Source organism: Acidocella sp. (assembly GCF_052326845.1).
Taxonomy (GTDB): Bacteria; Pseudomonadota; Alphaproteobacteria; order Acetobacterales; family Acetobacteraceae; genus Acidocella.
In genome coordinates this window covers 20,963-39,279 of sequence record NZ_JBKQJR010000144.1, presented here as the reverse complement: position 1 = coordinate 39,279, position 18,317 = coordinate 20,963, and the positions used below count along the sequence as shown (strand labels likewise).

General features: G+C 65.1%; 17 protein-coding genes and 1 pseudogene. 6 read left to right on the top strand and 12 right to left on the bottom strand.

Annotation, left to right across the window (positions count from 1 at the left end):
• The 4 genes from ACLPJJ_RS09955 to ACLPJJ_RS09940 all read right to left on the bottom strand — a co-directional run.
• The coding region (locus tag ACLPJJ_RS09955) for a hypothetical protein (protein WP_443590821.1) at positions 1-929 on the bottom strand (929 nt) is incomplete at its 3' end.
• A 416-nt stretch (positions 930-1,345) separates the two neighbouring features.
• Complete coding sequence (locus ACLPJJ_RS09950) at positions 1,346-2,164, bottom strand: sensor histidine kinase (protein WP_443590820.1); 819 nt, start codon at positions 2,162-2,164, stop codon at positions 1,346-1,348.
• 9 nt (positions 2,165-2,173) lie between these two features.
• The gene (locus ACLPJJ_RS09945; protein WP_443590819.1) at positions 2,174-2,839 is read right to left on the bottom strand and encodes a PAS domain-containing protein; all 666 of its coding nucleotides are present in this window, start codon (positions 2,837-2,839) and stop codon (positions 2,174-2,176) included.
• 211 nt (positions 2,840-3,050) lie between these two features.
• A complete protein-coding gene (locus ACLPJJ_RS09940; RefSeq protein ID WP_443590818.1) occupies positions 3,051-3,632 on the bottom strand; it encodes a recombinase family protein in 582 nt (193 codons plus the stop codon).
• A gap of 669 nt (positions 3,633-4,301) precedes the next feature.
• On the opposite strand from ACLPJJ_RS09940, the gene ACLPJJ_RS09935 reads away from it, so the two are divergent.
• Positions 4,302-4,490 (top strand): hypothetical protein, encoded by a 189-nt coding sequence (locus ACLPJJ_RS09935; protein WP_443590817.1) that lies wholly within the window; start codon positions 4,302-4,304, stop codon positions 4,488-4,490.
• Between the two features lie 201 nt (positions 4,491-4,691).
• Here ACLPJJ_RS09935 and ACLPJJ_RS09930 read toward each other — a convergent pair whose 3' ends face one another.
• The 4 genes and pseudogenes from ACLPJJ_RS09930 to ACLPJJ_RS09915 all read right to left on the bottom strand — a co-directional run bounded on the left by ACLPJJ_RS09930 (position 4,692) and on the right by ACLPJJ_RS09915 (position 8,435).
• Positions 4,692-5,156: a hypothetical protein gene (locus ACLPJJ_RS09930; RefSeq protein ID WP_443590816.1), complete on the bottom strand. Its 465-nt coding sequence runs from the start codon at positions 5,154-5,156 to the stop codon at positions 4,692-4,694.
• A 539-nt stretch (positions 5,157-5,695) separates the two neighbouring features.
• Positions 5,696-6,349: pseudogene (locus tag ACLPJJ_RS09925) on the bottom strand (magnesium chelatase domain-containing protein); the annotation flags it as partial.
• Positions 6,350-6,399: 50 nt separating this feature from the next.
• Complete coding sequence (locus ACLPJJ_RS09920) at positions 6,400-7,149, bottom strand: SDR family NAD(P)-dependent oxidoreductase (protein ID WP_443590815.1); 750 nt, start codon at positions 7,147-7,149, stop codon at positions 6,400-6,402.
• A 2-nt stretch (positions 7,150-7,151) separates the two neighbouring features.
• The gene (locus tag ACLPJJ_RS09915; protein WP_443590814.1) at positions 7,152-8,435 is read right to left on the bottom strand and encodes an amidohydrolase family protein; all 1,284 of its coding nucleotides are present in this window, start codon (positions 8,433-8,435) and stop codon (positions 7,152-7,154) included.
• Between the two features lie 82 nt (positions 8,436-8,517).
• Between ACLPJJ_RS09915 and ACLPJJ_RS09910 the strand changes: the two genes are divergently transcribed.
• Genes ACLPJJ_RS09910 through ACLPJJ_RS09900 form a run of 3 tightly spaced genes read left to right on the top strand, consistent with a single transcriptional unit; the run spans position 8,518 to position 10,792 of the window.
• On the top strand, positions 8,518-8,934 hold the full coding sequence (locus ACLPJJ_RS09910; RefSeq protein ID WP_443590813.1) for a hypothetical protein: 417 nt from the start codon (positions 8,518-8,520) through the stop codon (positions 8,932-8,934).
• 5 nt (positions 8,935-8,939) lie between these two features.
• On the top strand, positions 8,940-9,968 hold the full coding sequence (locus tag ACLPJJ_RS09905) for a quinone-dependent dihydroorotate dehydrogenase (RefSeq protein ID WP_443590812.1): 1,029 nt from the start codon (positions 8,940-8,942) through the stop codon (positions 9,966-9,968).
• Positions 9,965-10,792, top strand: coding sequence for a TIGR01459 family HAD-type hydrolase (locus ACLPJJ_RS09900; RefSeq protein ID WP_443590811.1), 828 nt, complete (start codon positions 9,965-9,967; stop codon positions 10,790-10,792). The genes ACLPJJ_RS09905 and ACLPJJ_RS09900 overlap by 4 nt, the downstream gene beginning before the upstream one ends.
• Before the next feature lie 4 nt (positions 10,793-10,796).
• Here ACLPJJ_RS09900 and ACLPJJ_RS09895 read toward each other — a convergent pair whose 3' ends face one another.
• The 4 genes from ACLPJJ_RS09895 to tpiA form a co-directional block, all read right to left on the bottom strand.
• Positions 10,797-11,732, bottom strand: coding sequence for a sulfotransferase (locus tag ACLPJJ_RS09895; protein ID WP_443590810.1), 936 nt, complete (start codon positions 11,730-11,732; stop codon positions 10,797-10,799).
• Between the two features lie 117 nt (positions 11,733-11,849).
• Positions 11,850-13,481, bottom strand: a complete 1,632-nt coding sequence (locus ACLPJJ_RS09890) for a CTP synthase (RefSeq protein ID WP_443590809.1) — start codon at positions 13,479-13,481, stop codon at positions 11,850-11,852.
• Positions 13,482-13,532: 51 nt separating this feature from the next.
• On the bottom strand, positions 13,533-13,940 hold the full coding sequence (gene secG / locus ACLPJJ_RS09885) for a preprotein translocase subunit SecG (protein ID WP_443590808.1): 408 nt from the start codon (positions 13,938-13,940) through the stop codon (positions 13,533-13,535).
• 117 nt (positions 13,941-14,057) lie between these two features.
• Entirely contained in the window at positions 14,058-14,789 is a 732-nt protein-coding gene (gene tpiA / locus ACLPJJ_RS09880) for a triose-phosphate isomerase (RefSeq protein WP_443590807.1), read from the bottom strand.
• Positions 14,790-14,912: 123 nt separating this feature from the next.
• Here tpiA and ACLPJJ_RS09875 point away from each other — a divergent pair, with 123 nt between their 5' ends.
• The gene (locus ACLPJJ_RS09875; RefSeq protein WP_443590806.1) at positions 14,913-16,793 is read left to right on the top strand and encodes a SurA N-terminal domain-containing protein; all 1,881 of its coding nucleotides are present in this window, start codon (positions 14,913-14,915) and stop codon (positions 16,791-16,793) included.
• Positions 16,794-16,806: 13 nt separating this feature from the next.
• Positions 16,807-18,312: an anthranilate synthase component I gene (trpE, locus tag ACLPJJ_RS09870; protein WP_443590805.1), complete on the top strand. Its 1,506-nt coding sequence runs from the start codon at positions 16,807-16,809 to the stop codon at positions 18,310-18,312.
• Positions 18,313-18,317 lie beyond the last annotated feature (5 nt).

The window sequence follows — 18,317 nt, the reverse complement described above, 5'->3', positions numbered from 1 at the left end:
CACGTCCGCCGCAGCTTGCCGCTGCCAAGCGTGACAGTCGCCGCCGCTTTGACCACCTCACGGTCGAAGGCAGACAGCGGCCCGAGCTGGTAAGGGTCGCCCGGCAGTTCCGCCACACCGGCCAGCGCCGCGACGATGGAGAGCTGCGAGCCCCTCGCATCCAGCTCACAGACCGGCTGGCCGGCGATCAGGATGTCGAGCCGCTCGTCCCCAGACATCATCTGCACAGGAGAGTCGCCAGGGACTGTCCAGCGCCCTCCGAAGCTCCAGTCGCCCCGGAAGGTACGGCGCAGCGATGGCGGTCTGCAGTTGGACCACGATGGAGCGGCAAGCAGCCGGTTCGCCAGCTTCACCTCCGCCGTGAGCTGTTTGTACGTCTCGTCGCCTCGAGGAACACGGATGGACCGGCCGCCGCCCGTCTTCGATCTGCCGGTCTTGAACTGCTTCAGCTCGACGGGCGTCTTGATGACCTCAGCCTTGGCCGGGAAGCGGGTGGTAAATGCGCCCTTCACCGTCTCGGTGGTGATGCCGTAGGACGCTGCCAGACCTGCGAGCGCCGCCGTGGCTTCGTACCGGCTCGCCAAGCCTGTCCAGCCTGGGTTCTCGCTGAACCCGTCATCATGCTCGTATCGCAGGCCTGGGTGATGCCGGAGGTAGCCGAGAGCGATCAGCCCATTGAGTGCGGCCATCGCCGCTGAATACCCGACGCCGCCGCTGTAGGCGTCCTCGCTGCGGCTCCGGAAGACCATGTTGCCCCGCCTCAGCGCGGCCTTCAGCACGCCCCCGACGACAGCCGCCACCGCGTCCTCGAGGTGCTGCCGCTCCTTCGGGCCACGGGGTCTGAGGCGCTGCTCTTGGGCGGCCACAGCGGCGGTCAGATGCTCGACGAGCGCCTTGGCGGCGGCGTCACGGGGCGTGGAGACCAGCATTAGGAATTCGGCTTGCTGTAGTCGCAGAGCCAGACTTCTGGAATCTCCGCTGGTTACGTGAGGCTCCCTAAGATTGCCCTTAAGAGTGTCTCTAAGATTCTGTAAGTCAGTCATTCAGTCCCTGCTGGTCTACCCTGAGCGGTAAATGATTATAGATAATCAATACTGTAGGGGATACATGCAGACGTCTTATAGACCTCCCCACAGCTACATAGAGTCTCGTGGTAGTCGTTATCTGCATGCCCTCGCCGAGGAGACGCAAAGCCTCCCCCTGGCCGTACAGCCTCACCTAGCGGTCACAGCCCAGTCCGCACCGCGCTGCTCACAGCAGAACCGCTGCGCATCGCTGAGGCTGTTCGTGGTCATCACGCGGGTCTCAGGACACGCCAGCTCGGTCCCGACATCGAGGGGGAGCGCTACGCTGCGGAGGACACCTTCCGGACCGGCAGGGTAAAGCGGAAGACGGCGCCGCAGGGCTGGTTCGGTGCCGCCCAAATCCGGCCGTCATGGGCCTTGACGATCGAGCGGCTGATCGCCAGTCCCAGGCCCATGCCGCCGGACTTGGTGGTATGGAAGGACTCGAACAGCTGGTCGATATGAGCCGGGTCGAGCCCGGTGCCGGAATCCTTCACTTCGACGAACAGGTCGGTCTCGTCGTCCCAGCCGGAATTCACGGTCAGCTCACGCCGGTCTTCGGCCTCTCCCTTCATCGCCTCGACGGCGTTGGTGATCAGGTTGAGGATCACCTGCTGGACCTGCACCCGGTCGGCGGTCACCACCGGCAGGCCGGACAACAGGCCGGTTCGCAAGACGACGTGATTCCTCTGCAAGACGTCATCAGTCATGGCGATGACCTCGCGAATGGTCGCGTTGATGTCCAGCTGGTCCTTGTGCGGTACCTCTTTCTTAGCGAGCGCGCTCACGCGGCTGATGATCTCGCTGGCGCGCTGGCAGTCTCTGGCAATCCTCCCCAGCGCCGCGTTGGCCTCGTCGAGATGGGGCGGCACCGTGATGAGCCAGCGCGTCGCGGCGCCGACGCTCGTGGAGATCGCCGAGAGCGGCTGTTTGACCTCGTGGGCGATCGATGAGGTCAGCTCGCTCAGCAGCATCACGCGATTGACACGCGCAAGATCCTCCTGCGTGTCCCGCAGCGCCTCCTGGGCTTGCCGGCGCGCGGTGATGTCGTTGCTGGTTTCCACGATCCCGACAGGCTGGCCGCGCTCGTCGCGCTTCAACGACCAGCGTCAGGCCTGGATGACCGACGTTCCGTCGCGCTTCCGGCGGACGACGTCGCCCTCCCACCGATCCGTGCTCAGAAGCTCGGTCATGACGGCGTCAAGCGGTATCGGGAAGGTGGCGCTCAGGAGCTGGTAGGAAATCTTGCCGACGGCCTCGGCCGCGGTCCATCCAAACAAAGCCTCGGCGCTGCGGTTCCAGTAGGAGATCACGTTGTTCATGTCGCCCTCGATGATACAGTCATGCGTCAGATCGAGGAGCTTGGCCTGCTCGCGCACCGCCTCCACCGCCGCCTGATAGCGCACGGCGAGGAAAGCGGTCAGCGCCATCGCCATGACGGCCAGGACCATGTTGGAGAGCCCCACGATTTGCGGCGCGGCGGCCGGCGGCGATATTATCGCGTAGTTCAAAACCGTCAGTCCCACGCATCCCAGGACGACGAGCCAAACCTCGCCCGGCTTGCAAAAGCTGGAGGCCATCAGCACGACCGCGACATAAAGCATCGCAAACGTGATATCCTGCGGGGTGAGCGCGTCGAGAATGAAGATCGCGAGAGCCGTCGCAGCGGTCGCAAAGGGCAGGCCTCTGGACTGGGCAAATTCCAGCACAAGCGCTCGACGCATCGTCTGATCGCTCCCCTTTTGTGGTTGATTCTTCCGGGCATCAGCAGTCAAGAAAGAACCGACACAAATTCAGACCACGAGGGACCGATTTCAAGAGGCCTTAGGGCAGCTGTAAGGCTCACTGCCGCCTCAAGGTCTGTTGTGTCGAACCATTCGACCCACTCGGGTTCTACAAGGTTCGTCAAGCCGCTCTTAGTGCTGTAATTTTATGTCTTCACTTGGTCGCCGTTAGAAGCAAGATATCTCTACTTGCAAAATAGGATTATGGCATTCGTTCAGCCGTCCGGCTCCCTTTGAGAATCCGGTGGACGGACGAGCGGCTCACCTTCAGGCGCTTCGTGATCTCCACCGGCCCCACTCCAGCCGCATGAAGCGCCCGAACCTCGTCGGCCTGGGCCAGTGCCGTCGGAGCGCGGCCTTTGTACTTGCCCTCGCCCTTGGCCTTGGCGATTCCTTCCCGTTGCCTCTCCAGCATCAGAGCGCGCTCGAACTCGGCCACCGCGCCCAGCATGGTCAGCATCAGCCGCCCGGTGGGGCTCTGCGTGTTCAACTCGGTGCCGCCCATCGACAGCACCCGGAGAGCCACCTGCTTACCCCGCAGCCGCGCCTCGATGGCCAGCAAGTCGGCCACAGAGCGCGCTAAGCGGTCCGGCTTGGTGACGACGAAGACATCGCCCTCACGCACGAAGTCGAGCGCCGCCTCCATCTGTGGCCGTGTGGTGGCCGTTGCGCTGATCTGTTCGCTGAACACGCGGTCGCATCCAGCCGCCGTTAAGTCGCGCCGCTGGGCCTCCAGGCCCGCCTCCTGCTCCGTTGTCGATGTGCGCGCATATCCAATATGCATCGTGTCTCCCAATGTGCCGTTGAAGTCTATTAATGTTGTGGCACATCGTGTTCCAAAATGTCAATGCCACTCGTGTGGCACATTATCGAGGCGTTCCTGAATGAGTCACTGGGGCAAGGTCTATTGGGACATCGGAAAGCATGACCTCGACAGCACACCGCGCTGTAATTCAGCGAGTGCATGCGATTACCTGTCGTCTGCTATGCGTTTGCTGAACGTGTCGCGTTGCGCGTCATCAAGATCGTCGATTGATTCCGCGTGACGTGAGCCAGATTCTACCAGAGCCAAGAACGGACCACCGGGTGCCCCTCAAAAGTCATTCCCAAATCGGGCTAAAGGTTGTTCTTTGTTATCGTCATCGCCGGGCGCTGCATGTGACGGAACGCTCAGGGAATCTTCGGGGTTCTGCTGGACAGGCCAAGGGTACCGGGTGGGGTGGCCGGGGGGCGTCTGGCGAATGACCGGGTGCGTCATCGAGCACCTGCAGCACGGGCCGGGGCAGTAGACAGGCGACTCACACCAAACTAGGTTTTCAACCAGGAATAGTACAGAGAGGCGCTAATGATTCGTTTTGCGGCAGCATCAACAGCTGTGATTCTGTTAGGGGCGCTCGCAACTGCGCCTTCTGCATTCGCGTATTGCGCTCAGTCCTGGCAAATATGCCATTCCATGTCCACAACGTACGCCCCGCCCTCCGTGCCTGCATACCAACGACCTGAGACAGCCCAGCCGAGCTACCAGCAGCCGCAAATCGCCGCGTCCCCTGAGGGAACGCCTATGGGTGTCGTGGTGCCGTTTGGCGGCGGCAATAACGTGGTGGTCTCGCCAAATGGCCAGCCGCTGGGCGTCAGCCAGTAGGGGGGGCGTAGCATGTGCCCCAAGGGTGTTGTGAGTGTTGCCCTGCTCGCGGCGCTTGCGATCAATAGCCACAGTGCGCGTGCCGACGGGTAGTTCTCCTGGATTTGCTGTACTACCGCTATCGGCCATTGATGCCACGGGAACGAAGTGTTGCGTCCAGAACACTAGAGACGGGAGATCAAGCAGTCCTCTGTTGGTATCCTAACCCAGGGCAAGAAATGCGCGCCCCCCCCTCATTCTGTTGCCAGAAAAGGTATTCCCGCCAGCCTGAAGCTCAGTTGCTGATCCAAAGATATTTAGCCCGATCGGCCTAAGGTCGATTGAGTTGATCTTTACAGAGTCATTTTGGAAATCGGAGATGCTAAGTACCTCCTTGCCATAGAGGGAAACCATCATACTCGCTTGACCAGTTTTAGTAACTCTTGCGGCAGGATGAACCGCTGTACTACGCACAACGAGAGAACTCCACCTTGAGAAGTCGGGAGAAGCGGCAGTACTAAGCCAGATATACGGAAATTTTCCTTTGCCAATTAGGACGGGATGTACCCCTTTTAATTCCACGATATATCGAATGTTTTCAAGGGTGTTTCCGCAGAGGTCCATTTGACCATACGGGATATAGTCTTCGGGATCGTTCGGGTCGACAGGGGTGGTATTTAGGGCCATCGGCTATGACTCAGTTTCATCAAAGAAATTGGAAATTTTGCGGATAGTGTCGCGTCTCTTTGTATCCTTTAGCCAGCCCCATATCCAAAACACTAACAATACTAGTGCCTCTAGTCCCAGCATCTTAAATGTCCCAGCTGGGAGTGAGCCGGACGATAAGAATTGGAGAGCTATGGGGGCAATCGTTGCCAATATCAATCCGATCGCTGTCCCGACCAAGGTTTCTGACCAATTTATGTACTCGATTCTCAACCATTCCACGTGTCGAAGTGGATAGGCTGGGCTGCTGTACAAAAGAGGTTCAACAAGCAATTTATCTGCCGGGATAATGTTGGGCGGAGTAGGTCCGAGTGTCATCGTTGGCTCTGCAATTGATGGGGCCCTTCGGCAGTGTTTTTAGCCAGTCTCACACATACTATGCGGTTGTTTTGCTGAGCAAGTGGGCGAAGCACACCAAGTGCCGTGCCGTCTACCAGACTAACTTTTGGTAGCGCGTCCAATAGGGTATTGAGTTTTCACTCGTCGAATGTAGGTCTTTAAGGTATTAATATTAGCAGATTATGCCCGCCTGCCGCCGCCACCTCCAACGCCCGCCGGGCGGTTTCCATGCCGCGCACATCGGCTAGGTCGAGCGTTTTCGCGCCGCCGCCAAGTTCACCCGGAGGCGGGGCGGGCATGAGCTGGGTACCGCGGAAATGGTTGATCAGGCTGAGCAGGTCGGGTGCTGCGAGCGCCTCGATCTCCCCGGCCCATCCGGCCTCGGCGCCCTGGGCCTCCGGGCAGATCAGCCCCCAGCCGCGCTGAGCGGCGGCGATGGCGGCGGGCAGCACCCCGGCCACCGGGTTGATCCGGCCATCGAGCGAAAGCTCGCCCAGCGCCGCGAATTGCGCCAGCTCCTCGGCGGGCAGCACATCCATGGCGGCGAGCACGGCCAGCGCCACCGGAAGGTCGAAATGGCTGCCCTCCTTCAGCATGTCGGCGGGGGCGAGGTTGATCAGCACGCGCTTCGGCGGCAGCGACAGCCCCATGGCGGTGAGGGCGGCGCGCACCCGCTCCCGCGCCTCGCCCACGGCCTTGTCCGGCAGCCCGACCATGAGGAAGCCGGGTAGCCCGGCGCTGATCTGCACCTGCACCTCGACACGCTGTGCCTCGATGCCGGCGAAGGCGAAGCTGTTGACCCGCGCGATTGCCATGACCTGCCCGTAAAAGTTACAAGCAGGTTAATAATACACGCGCTGGTTGTCTAGTCGCGCTTCACCGCAAACGGCCCGCTGGCTTGGCAGGTGGGCATCATTTCTATCCGGTTGATGTTCATGTGCTTCGGCAGGGAGACGATCCAGGATGCGGCTTCGGCAATGTCATCCGGGTTCAGCGGCGTGATCCCGGCATACACGGCGGCGGCCTTCGCTTCGTCGCCATGGAAGCGCACCTGGGAGAATTCCGAGCCGCCAACCATGCCGGGCTCGATATCGGTGACGCGGATGTTCTTGCCGACGAGATCCGCGCGCAGGTTGAGCGAGAACTGGCGCACGAAGGCCTTGGTGCCGCCATACACATGGCCGCCGGGATAGGGGTACTCGCCCGCCACGGAGCCGAGGTTCAGGATCACGCCGTCATCGCGCTCGACCATGCCGGGCAATATGGCGCGGGTCATGTGCACGAGGCCGGAGATGTTGGTGGCGATCATCCTGTCCCAGTCGGCGAGGTCGGCCTCCCAGGCGGGGGAGAGGCCAAGGGCGAGACCGGCATTGTTCACCAGCACGTCGATGCGCCGCCAAGCTTCCGGCAGGGTGTCCAGGAACCCGGCGACGGAATTGGCATCGGTTACATCCAGCGGCGCGGGGAGCAGGTTTTCGCCCAGCTCCTTGGCCAGCGCTTCCAGCCGCTCCACGCGCCGCCCGGTGGCGATGACGCGGTGGCCGTCCCGGACAAAACGCCGGGCGAAGGCCGCACCGAACCCGGCGGTGGCGCCGGTTACCAGAATTGTTTTCATGCTCACCCCAAATTCGCGCGTGTGAAATCAACGGCAATTTCCGCGTCCTCGATGCGCACCCGGCTCTCACGCGGGGCCGCCTGGGCGATGACCTTGCCGCGCCGGATGACATAGAGACGCTCGGCGGAAATACGGATCGCCTCGAACGCATCCGCCGCCTGCAGCACCACGAGATCGGCGTTGCACCCAGGCACGATGCCGTAATTCTGCAAGCCCAGGATTTTCGCGGGCGTCTCGGTGACGGCAGTGAAGCAGGCATTGACCTCCTTCACCGAGGTCAGCTGGCCGACATGCAGCCCCATGCTCGCCACCTCCAGCATGTTGTGGCTGCCGAACGAGTACCACGGATCCATCACGCAATCATGCCCGAAGGCGACCGGCACGCCCGCCGCCATCAGCTCCTTAACCCGCGTCATGCCGCGGCGCTTGGGGTAGGTGTCGTGTCGCCCTTGCAGGGTGATGTTGATGAGCGGGTTGGCGATGGCGCCCACCCCGGCCTCGGCGATCAGCGGGATCAGCTTGCTGACGTAGTAATTATCCATGGAATGCATGGAGGTGAGATGCGACCCCGCGACGCGCCCCTGCATGCCGTGCCGCACGGTCTCCGCCGCCAGGGTTTCGATATGGCGGGAGCGCGGGTCGTCGGTTTCGTCGCAATGCATGTCCACGCGAGTGCCGCGCTCGGCGGCAATGCGCATCAGCGTCTTCACGCTTTCCGCGCCCTCTTCCATCGTGCGCTCGAAATGAGGGATGCCGCCGATTACGTCCACGCCCATGTCCAGCGCGCGTTGCAGATTGGCCGCGGAATTCGGGTAGCGCAGGTAGCCGTCTTGTGGGAAGGCGACGAGCTGAATGTCCAGGTATGGGCGCATGTCGCGGCGCAGCCTCGTCAGCGCCTCCACCGCCAGCAGCCGGTCGTCGCAGATATCGACATGGGAGCGGATGGCCAGCGTGCCGCGCGCGATCGACCACAGGCAGAGCTTCTTCGCCCGTTCGTAGATCGCCTCCACGGTGAGATGCGGCTTCAACTCGCCCCACAGGGCGATGCCCTCCAGCAGCGTGCCGGATTCGTTCAGGCGCGGCAGGCCGAGGGAGAGGGTGGAGTCCATATGCACATGCGCATCGGCGAAGGGCGGGGTGACCAGCCGCCCGGTGGCGTCGATAACCTCCCCGGCCTCCGCCGTCAGGTTCGGCTCGACGGCGGTGATTTTGCCGTCCTGGATGCCGATATCGATGTTGGCGCGGCCGTCCGGCAGGGTGGCCCCGCGGATGATCATGTCGAGCATAGTCTACCCCTCTCGTTTTCTCGCCGCGCAGCATGGCCTCGCCCCTGTTGCCGCGCAAGCCGCACATGGGTACACCTGAGCTATGCGCGCCCTTGCCCTTCTGGCTGTTTTCGCTCTCGCCGCCTGCTCCCTGCCGGGGCGGGAAACCCTGGCGCCGAAGCCGGTTGCGCCGGAGGCTGGCAGCATCTCCGCCGCGGATGCCTTTGCCGGGCGGATCCCGCTGGTGACCATCCAGCCCGGCACGCAGGATTTCGCAGCACCGCTGAAGAGTGCGGTGGACCAGGCGCTGGCGATCAAGCCACAGGCCGCGTTCGAGGTAACGGCCCAGGCGCCGCAGGGTGCAGCGCCTGATGCCGATGCCGTGGCGCTGCAAAGCCTCGCCCCGCTGGCCGGCGCCGTGGCGCGCTCGATCACCGCCGACGGCGTGGCGGCGGAGCGTGTCACCCTTGCCGCCCGCACCGGGGGGCAGGCGCCCGTCATCCTCGTTTACGTGAAGTAAGCCGCATGCTCCCGCCCTCTCTGCTGATGCCGCTGATGCGCCGGCTGGACCCGGAAACCGCGCATGACCTCTCCCTCACGGCGCTGCGCCTGGGCCTCGCGGGGGCGGACACCACGCCGGACGACCCGATTCTGGAGACGCAGGCTTTCGGCCGCACGCTGAAGAACCCCATCGGCCTCGCCGCCGGGTTCGACAAGAACGCCGCCGCCGTGAACGGGCTTGGCCGGCTGGGGTTCGGCTTCGTCGAGGCCGGGACCGTCACGCTCCGCCCGCAGCCGGGCAACCCCAAGCCGCGCCTGTTCCGCTTGACCGAGGACAAGGCGGTGATCAACCGCATGGGCTTTAATAATGAGGGCCTGGACGTGTTCCTGGAGAACCTCGAGCGTGTGGACCGGCGCCGCGTGGTGCTGGGCGCCAATGTCGGCATCAACAAGGAAGGCGCGGACCCCGAGCGCGACTACCCGACGCTGGTGAACGCGGTCTCCCCGCATGCCGACTACATCACCATCAACATCTCCTCGCCCAACACGCCGGGGCTGCGGGATCTGCAGTCCGAGCAGCGTTTGGCCGCCATCCTCTCCGGCATTTCCTCGCCCAAGCCGGTCTTCGTGAAGATCGCCCCGGACCTCTCCGAGGACGGGCTGGAGGCGGTGATCTCGGTGGCTGTGCAGCACGGCGTCACCGGGCTGATCATCTCCAACACCACCATCGCCCGCCCGGCTACGCTGAAAAGCCCGTTCAGGGGCGAGACAGGCGGGCTTTCCGGCGCGCCGCTCTTCGCGCCCTCCACCGCCATGCTGGCGCGGGCCTACAAGCTGGCGGGCGGCAGGCTGATGTTCATCGGCGCGGGCGGCATCTCCGCGCCCGAGGACGCGCTGGCGAAAATCCTGGCGGGGGCCTCGCTGGTGCAGCTTTACACCGGCTTCGCCTATCAGGGCCCGGCCCTGCTGCCGAAGCTGAAGACCGGCCTTGCCGTGCTACTGCGGACTCTGGGCTTCGCCAATGTGGCGCAGGCTGTGGGGGCGGGGACATGAGCGGATTCGGCGAACTGGCGCAGCAATACGACGGCTTCATCGTCGATCTCTGGGGCGTGGTGCATGACGGCGTCACCCCCTATCCTGGCGTGCTGGACTGCCTGGCCAGGCTGCGTGCGGCGGGCAAGCCCGTGGTGTTCCTCTCCAACGCCCCGCGCCGCCCCTCCGGCATCGCCGCCATGCTGGCCAATATGGGCATTGTGCCGGAACTGTATCACGGCATCATGTCCAGCGGCGAGGCGGTGCACCTGATGCTGCGCGACCGCACGGATGAGGCGGCAACATTGGGCCGGCGGCTGTATCACCTGGGCCCGCCGCGTGACCGCGACGTGTTCGACACGCTGCCCTACGAGGAAGCAGGCGATCCGGCGGCGGCGGATTTCATCCTCAACACCGGGCCGGATGATGTTCTCGGGCCGCAGGACCCGGAGCTGTACCGGCCGGTGCTGGAAGCTGGGCTGAAGGCGGGCATCCCCATGGTCTGCGCCAATCCGGATTACGAGGTGGTGCGCGGCGGGCAGCGCATCATCTGTGCCGGGCTGCTGGCCGAGCTGTACAAGGCCGAGGGCGGGCGCGTGATCCAGCGCGGCAAGCCGGACCCGGCGATCTATACGCCCACTTTGGCGATGCTGGGCACGGCGCGCGGGCGCACGCTGGCGGTGGGTGACTCGCTGCGCACCGATATCGCGGGCGCCACGGCGGCGGGGATCGATTCGTGCTGGGTGCTCTCGGGCATCCACGCTTTGCACCCGGAGAACGCGTCCGCCGAAGCGGCGGCGCACCAGCTCAGCCCAACGGCGATTCTGCCCGGGCTGATCTGGTAGGCGGCTACAGGGCCCAGCCCATGCTGGTGCGGCCGGTGCCGCGCATGGCGTGGTCGCCAGCGACAAAGCAATATTTGCCCCGGCTGGCCTGGCCCATGAGGCGCATGCGGTCCAGCCCGTTCTCGGCGATCTCGTGTTGCGCGGCGGGGATGTGCGTCTCCGCCCATTGCCGGATCGAATCGCGGTTCAGCGCGCCGATATTCTGGTCCTTGTCCGTCTGCCCGACTCTACGCCCCAGCACTTCGGCGATGGTGTCGCGTATCGCCTGTGTCTGCGGCAGGTTGAGAAACGCGAAGATGCCGTCCGTCATGCTCGGAGTGTATTCCGAGCGGACGCACATCGCCGCGCTGCTGGCGACATCGAGCGTCTGCTGAAGCCGCCAGTCCACCGCCGCCAGGGCATAGGCGCAATCCGCCACCACGGCCTCGGCCTCCGCCGCGTCGCTGAAGGTGCCGAGGGAGCGGAGATCATCCACCGACCACGGGGCGAGAATGTTGGAGATGCAGAGCTCCGTCAGGTCCTGGCGGAGGACCAGGAACTGGCAGGCCGGGAACAATTCCTGCAGGAACCGGGTGATCGTCTCGCCGCCATAGCGGATTTCCTTCGTACCCCAGCGCTGCTCGGGCGCGAGCCCGGTGCGGAAGGTGCGGATGATCCAGTCCCGCATGGCGGCGCGCAGGCCATCGCTGGAAACAGGCGTGCGCCAGGGGCTGAAATCGATGGGGTTCTGGCCGCGGATGAATTCGCCCAGCCTACGCTCGTCCAACGGCGCCGTCAGCGGTCCGAAACGATTGGATAGCTCGTCCATTTCGGCGAAGCTGTTGAGGAGGCCGCCATGCTCGCCCCAGATGACGAGGCCAGGATGGCAGTTAAGCACGCGCTCCAGCAAGGTTGACCCGGCCCGATGCGGGGAGAAGACAAATACCGGATTATCACTCATTGCGCCACTTCGAGCCCAAAACCCCAGACGATGACTGTCAGGTTACAGCCTATCCGGGGTCAAAGGTCAGTGCAACTTACCCGATCGAACTTTTGTAATTCACCCGCAAAGGTTGAATTACACCAGCCGGGACTGCTTCACCGCCGCGGCGATGAAACCCTTGAATAGCGGGTGCGGGTCGAACGGCTTGGACTTCAGCTCCGGGTGGTACTGCACGCCGATGAACCAGGGGTGGTCCGGGTACTCGACGATTTCCGGCAGCACGCCATCGGGCGAGAGGCCCGAGAAGCGCAGCCCGGTGGCTTCCAGCTGCTCGCGGTAGTGGATGTTCACCTCGTAGCGGTGGCGGTGGCGTTCGGAGATCTTCGCCGCGCCGTCATACACCTCGCGCACCAGCGAATCCGCCGCCAGTGCCGCGGGGAAGGCGCCGACGCGCATGGTGCCGCCCATATCCCCGCCCTCGCGGCGGCGTTCGATCTCGTTGCCACGGGCCCATTCGGTGAGCAGGCCGACAATGGGGACCTCGCACGGGCCGAACTCGGTGGAGGAAGCCTCCTTCATCCCGGCCAGGTTCCGCGCGGCCTCAATCACCGCCATCTGCATGCCAAAGCAGATGCCGAGGAACGGCACGTTGTGCTCGCGGGCGAAGCGCACGGCCTCGACCTTGCCCATCGCGCCGCGCTCGCCGAAGCCGCCAGGCACGAGGATGCCATGCACGCCCTCAAGCTGCTCGATCGTGTCCGGCTGCTCGAAGATCTCGGAGTCGACCCACTCCAGCTGCACCTTCACCTTGTTGGCGATGCCGCCATGGGCCAGCGCCTCGGCCAGGGATTTATAGCTGTCCAGCAGGTTGATATACTTGCCGACCACGGCGATGCGCACCTCGCCCTCGGGGTGGCGCACGGTATCGACGATGCGCTGCCAGTGGGAGAGGTTCGGCTCAACCTCGAAGTTCAGGCCGAAATGGCGCAGCACTTCGCGGTCCATCCCCGCCTCGTGGTAGGAGATGGGCACGGCGTAGATGGTGTCGATGTCCAGCGCCGGGACCACGGCCTCGGTCCGCACGTTGCAGAAGCTGGCGATCTTGCGCCGCTCATTCTCGGGGATTTGCCGGTCGCAGCGGCAGATCAGCATATGCGGCTGGATGCCGACATTCTGCAGCTCTTTCACCGAATGCTGCGTCGGCTTGGTCTTCAGCTCCCCGGCGGAGGGGATGTAGGGCACCAGCGTGAGGTGCACGAACATCGCGCGCTCGGGCGTCAGCTCGTTGCCGAGCTGGCGGATGGCCTCCAGGAAGGGCAGGCTCTCGATGTCGCCGACCGTGCCGCCGATCTCGACCAGCACGAAGTCGAACTCGGAGGTCTGGCCCACGATCACGTCCTTGATCGCGTCGGTGATGTGCGGGATCACCTGCACGGTGGCGCCGAGATAGTCGCCCCGGCGTTCCTTGGCGATCACCTCAGAGTAGATGCGCCCGGTGGTGGCATTGTCCGCCTTGGTCGCCGCCACGCCGGTAAAGCGCTCGTAATGGCCGAGGTCGAGGTCGGTCTCGGCCCCGTCATCGGTGACGAACACTTCGCCGTGCTGATACGGGCTCATCGTGCCCGGATCGACGTTGAGATAGGGGTCCAGCTTGCGAAGCCGCACGGAATAGCCGCGCGCCTGGAGCAGCGCGCCGAGAGCCGCCGAGGCGATGCCCTTGCCGAGCGAAGACACCACGCCGCCGGTGATGAAAACAAACCGCGTCATGGAATCCAACCTTACACGAGTCGTTGAGAAAACGGGAGGGGGGGAGCGCGCTTACTGCGCGCTGCCCGGAGCCGGGGCCGCCGGGGCGGGCGGGGGCAGCGCGTCAGCCGGGGTTTGCGGCAGCGAGCTGGGTAGCGGCGCGGGCGCCGGAACCGCCGGAGCGGCGGGGGCGGGCACGGCCGGGGTGCTCTGCGCCGGGACGTTGAGGATGGCGGCGTTGCTGTTGGCCGTGCTGCTCTTGTACAGGATGGCCAGCGCCAGGGAGTTCACGAAGAACAGCGTGCCCAGAATGGCCGTGGTGCGGGTGAGCAGGTTGGCGGTGCCGCGCCCGCTCATGAAGCTGCCCATGCCCTGGCCGCCGCCCAGGCCCAGCCCGCCGCCCTCGCTGCGCTGGATCAGCACCACGCCGATAAGCGCGATGGTGACGAATACGTGCAGAACGAGGAGAACTTTGATCATTTACGGGCCTGGGTGAAAAAGGTTTCGCGGCTTCTAGAGCGCGCGGGCCGATTATTCAACCGCGCCAGAGCCGAACCGTGAATCCGTCTCTTTGATTAAAAAAGCCGCGCGGCTGGTTCAGCCGCGCGGGGCCGCGGCGGCGATGGCCAGCAGGTCCTCGGCCTTCAGGCTGGCGCCGCCCACCAGCGCGCCGTCCACCTCCGGCAGGGCCAGCAGGCTGGCGGCATTGCCCGGCTTCACCGAGCCGCCATAGAGGATTTTCAGCGCCTTGCCGGGCTCGCCCAGCTTTTCCGCCAGCACGGCGCGGATGGCGGCGTGCATGGCTGCCACGTCCGCCTCGGTGGGCGTGCGGCCGGTGCCGATGGCCCAGACCGGCTCATAGGCGATGATCCCGGAAAAGCCCTCGGGCAGGCTGTGCATAAGCTGCTGGCGCACCACATGCTCGGCTTCGCCGGCGTCGCGCTGCGCCTCGGTCTCGCCGATGCAGACGATCGGGGTCAGCCCGGCGAACATCGCCGCCTCCGCCTTCCCGGCGACACGGGCATTGGTCTCGCCATGGCAGTACCGGCGCTCGGAATGGCCAAGGATGACATAGCTGGCACCGGCTTCGGCCAGCATCGGCGCGGAGACATCGCCGGTAAACGCGCCCTCGGGGGCGGGGTGGCAATCCTGCCCGCCAACAGCGATACCGGAGCCCGCCAGCGCCGTGGCGAAGCGGTCGATGAGGGTGAAGGGCGGGCAGATCAGCAGGTCGGTATGCCGGGCGGCGGCGCGGACCGCCTGGGCAAAGCCCTGCACATCCGCCAGGCGGCCATGCATCTTCCAGTTTCCAGCAATCAGTGGCCGCATGTCGTGAGTTCCCATGTTCAATCTTTCTGTTGCCGCGCGCATTCCGTCGCTCGTTGCATCCGTATATTTGCCCAGTTCCTGGGGTCTAGCTATAGAGGCGGCGGTTTTGGGTAAAGAGAGCCGATGCTGGTCTGGGTCCGTAAAATTATGAGCAACTGGGTGGCGCGGGGGCTTATCGGCCTCCTTGTCGCCGTCTTCGTGCTTTGGGGCATCTCCAACGTGTTCACGCTGGCGGGGGGAGGCACCTCCATCGCGCATGTCGCCGGCAAGCCGGTGGACATCACGGCGGTGCAGGCGGCGTATCAGGCCGCGCTGACCCAGGCGGAACAGTCCGGGCAGGCCCAGCCGGACCAGGCCATGCGCCAGCAGCTGGCTGGGCAGGCTTTGGCGCAGGTGCTGCGCAAGCAGGTGCTGGAGCAGGAGGCGGGGCACCTCGGCCTCGCCGTGCCGGATGCGGCGATCCGCCAGATGCTGGACAATATTCCGCAATTCCAGACCAACGGGGTGTTCGACAAGGCGAAGTTCGCCCAGGTGCTGCAGCAGAACAACAGCTCGCCGGACCAGTTCATCGCCGATGTGCGCGACGACCTGAGCAACCGCCAGTTGATCGGCCCGGTGCTGGCCGGGGTGGTGCCGCCGGACCTGATGCTGCGGCAGATCTTCGCCGCCGTGGCGGAGCAGCGCTTCGCCAGCATGGTGCAGATCCCCGTTGCGGCGCAGCCCGTTCCCGCCGCGCCCGCCGATGCCGTGCTGCAACGCTACTGGCGTAACCATCCGGACCAGTTCACCGCGCCCGAGTACCGCAAGATCAAGCTGGTGATCCTCTCCCCGGCGCTGCTGGCCCCGCAAGAGCAGGTGGCCGAGGCCGATGTGGACGCAGCCCTGGCCCGCGCCGCAGGTTCCGCGCCCAGCGTGCCGGTGCGCAGCGTGCAGGTGCTCTCGGTGGGCGACCTCGCCAGCTCCTCGCGCCTTGAGGCGGCGTGGAAGAAAGGCGCCAGCTGGGACAAGATCCAGGCCATGGCCAAGACCTTCGGCGCCAGCGCCATCGCGCTCGACAGCGCGACGCAGACGCAGATCCCCAACCCCGGCCTCGCCGCGGCAGTGTTTGCCGCAGCACCTGGCAAGGTGGTCGGGCCGATCGCGGGCGATACGGGCATGTACGTGTTCAAGGTGACGCAAGCCGGGCAGGGCGGGCCCGATGAGGCCGCGCTGCGGGCGCAGGTCACCCAGCAATTGCAGTTGCAGAAGGCGCAGGCCGATGTCGCCCAGGATGTGGACGGGTTGCAGGACGCGCTCGCTGGGCAGACGCCGCTCGACCAGCTCCCGGGCAATCTCGGCCTGACCGCGCTGGAAGGCACGATGGATGCCAATGGCAACGCGCCTGATGGCATCCCGGCCCCGATTCCGGGCGGGGATGATCTGAAGGCGGCGGTGGTGCAGGCGGTGTTCGCGGCGCATCAGGGCGACCCGGCGCAGCTCACCAACGGGCCGGATGGCAGCTATTTCGCCTTCACCGTCGACTCCGTGATCCCCCCGGCGCTGGCGCCCTTCGCGCAAATGCGGGCCAAGGTGCTGGCGGCCTGGACCGCCGACCAGCAGACCCGCGAGGCCGAGCAGAAGGCCGCCGACCTGCTTTATGCCCTCGACCAGGGGCAGAAGCTGGACGCCCTGGCCGCCGCCAAGCACTACAGCGTGACCACCAGCCCCGCCATCACCCGCGACGGCCAGCCGCCGGCGGGCATCGATCCGCAGTTCGTCTCCGTGCTGTTCAGCCTGAAGCCGGGCCAGGCGACGATGCAGCAGACGGCGGCGGGCTTCACCGTGGCGACGCTGAGCCAGGTGGTGGACCCCACGCCGGAGCAGGACCCCACTGATTACGCCGAGCTCACCCAGTCCATGACAAAACTCTTGCAGGAGGATATCGGTGAGAGCTTCCTTGACGGGCTGCAGCAGCGCGACAAGGTGGATGTGAACCAGAAGCTGCTCTCGCAGCTGTACCAGTAACGTTGGATAGAGAATGAACGCCGTTTCGCCAGACCGTTTCGAGACCTTTCGCGCCGCCTACGACCAGGGACGCGGCGCGCTGGTCTGGCGGCACGGGATCGCCGATCTGCTCACGCCGGTCGCCGCCTTCCTGAAGGTGGCGCATGGCCAGCCCTACTCCTTCCTTCTGGAAAGCGTGGAGGGCGGCGTGGCGCGCGGGCGCTATTCCGTCATCGCCATGGCGCCGGATCTGGTCTGGCGCTGCGAGCATGGCGTCGCCCTGGTGAACCGCGACGCGCGGACCAGCCCGGACGCCTTCGTGCCGGTGGGCGAGGCGCCGCTGAAGAACCTGCGGGCGCTGATCGCCGAGACGCAACTGAACGTGCCGGAAGGCCTGCCGCCCATGACCGGCGGGCTGCTGGGGTATCTGGGCTACGACATGGTGCGGCTGATGGAAGAGCTGCCGGCGCTGAAGCCGGATGTGCTCGGCATCCCTGATGGCATTCTGGCCCGGCCGGGCGTGTTCATCATCTTCGACGGCGTGACCGACGAGATAACGCTGGCCGCCCCGGTGTATCCGCATGAGGGTGTCTCCGCCGCCGAGGCATACGCTGCCGCCGAGGCCCGGCTGAATGACGTGGCCCAGGCGCTGGAGCGCCCGGTGCCGCAGCTCACGGGCCGGCTGCTGGAGCCGCTGGAACAGACCTCCAACATGGAGAAGGAGGAGTTCCTCGGCGTCGTCGAGACGGCGAAGAACTACATCCGCGCGGGCGATGCGTTCCAGATCGTCCCCAGCCAGCGCTTCGAGGCGAAGTTCTCTCTGCCGCCCTTCGCGCTGTACCGCAGCCTGCGCCGCATCAACCCGGCGCCGTTCCTGTTCTTCCTGGATTTCGGGAATTTCTGCGCCGTCGGCTCCAGCCCGGAAATTCTGGTCCGCTACCGCGACGGCAAGGTGACGATCCGCCCGCTGGCGGGCACGCGCCGCCGTGGCGCCGACAGGGCGGAGGACCTGGCGCTGGAGGCCGAGCTGCTGGCCGACCCGAAGGAGCGGGCCGAGCACCTGATGCTGCTCGACCTCGGGCGCAACGATGTCGGCCGCGTGGCCGAGATCGGCTCGGTGCGCGTGGTGGAGAGCTTCGTCATTGAGCGCTTCTCGCATGTGATGCACATCTCCTCGACCGTGGAGGGCAAGCTGCGTTCTGACCTCGACGCGCTGGACGCGCTGGTCGCGGGGTTTCCGGCGGGCACGCTCTCCGGCGCGCCGAAGGTGCGGGCGATGGAGATCATCGAGGAGCTGGAACCTTCCCGCCGTGGCCTGTATGCTGGGTGCATCGGCTATTTTGCCGCCAATGGCACGATGGACACCTGCATCGGCCTGCGCACGGCGGTGCTGAAGGACGGCAAGATGTATGTGCAGGCCGGTGTCGGCGTGGTGGCCGACTCCGATGCCGAGGCCGAGTATGCCGAGAGTGTGCAAAAGGCGCGGGCGTTGTTCCGCGCCGCGGAGGATGCGGTGCGCTATGTCGCCGCGCCGGAGTAACAAGC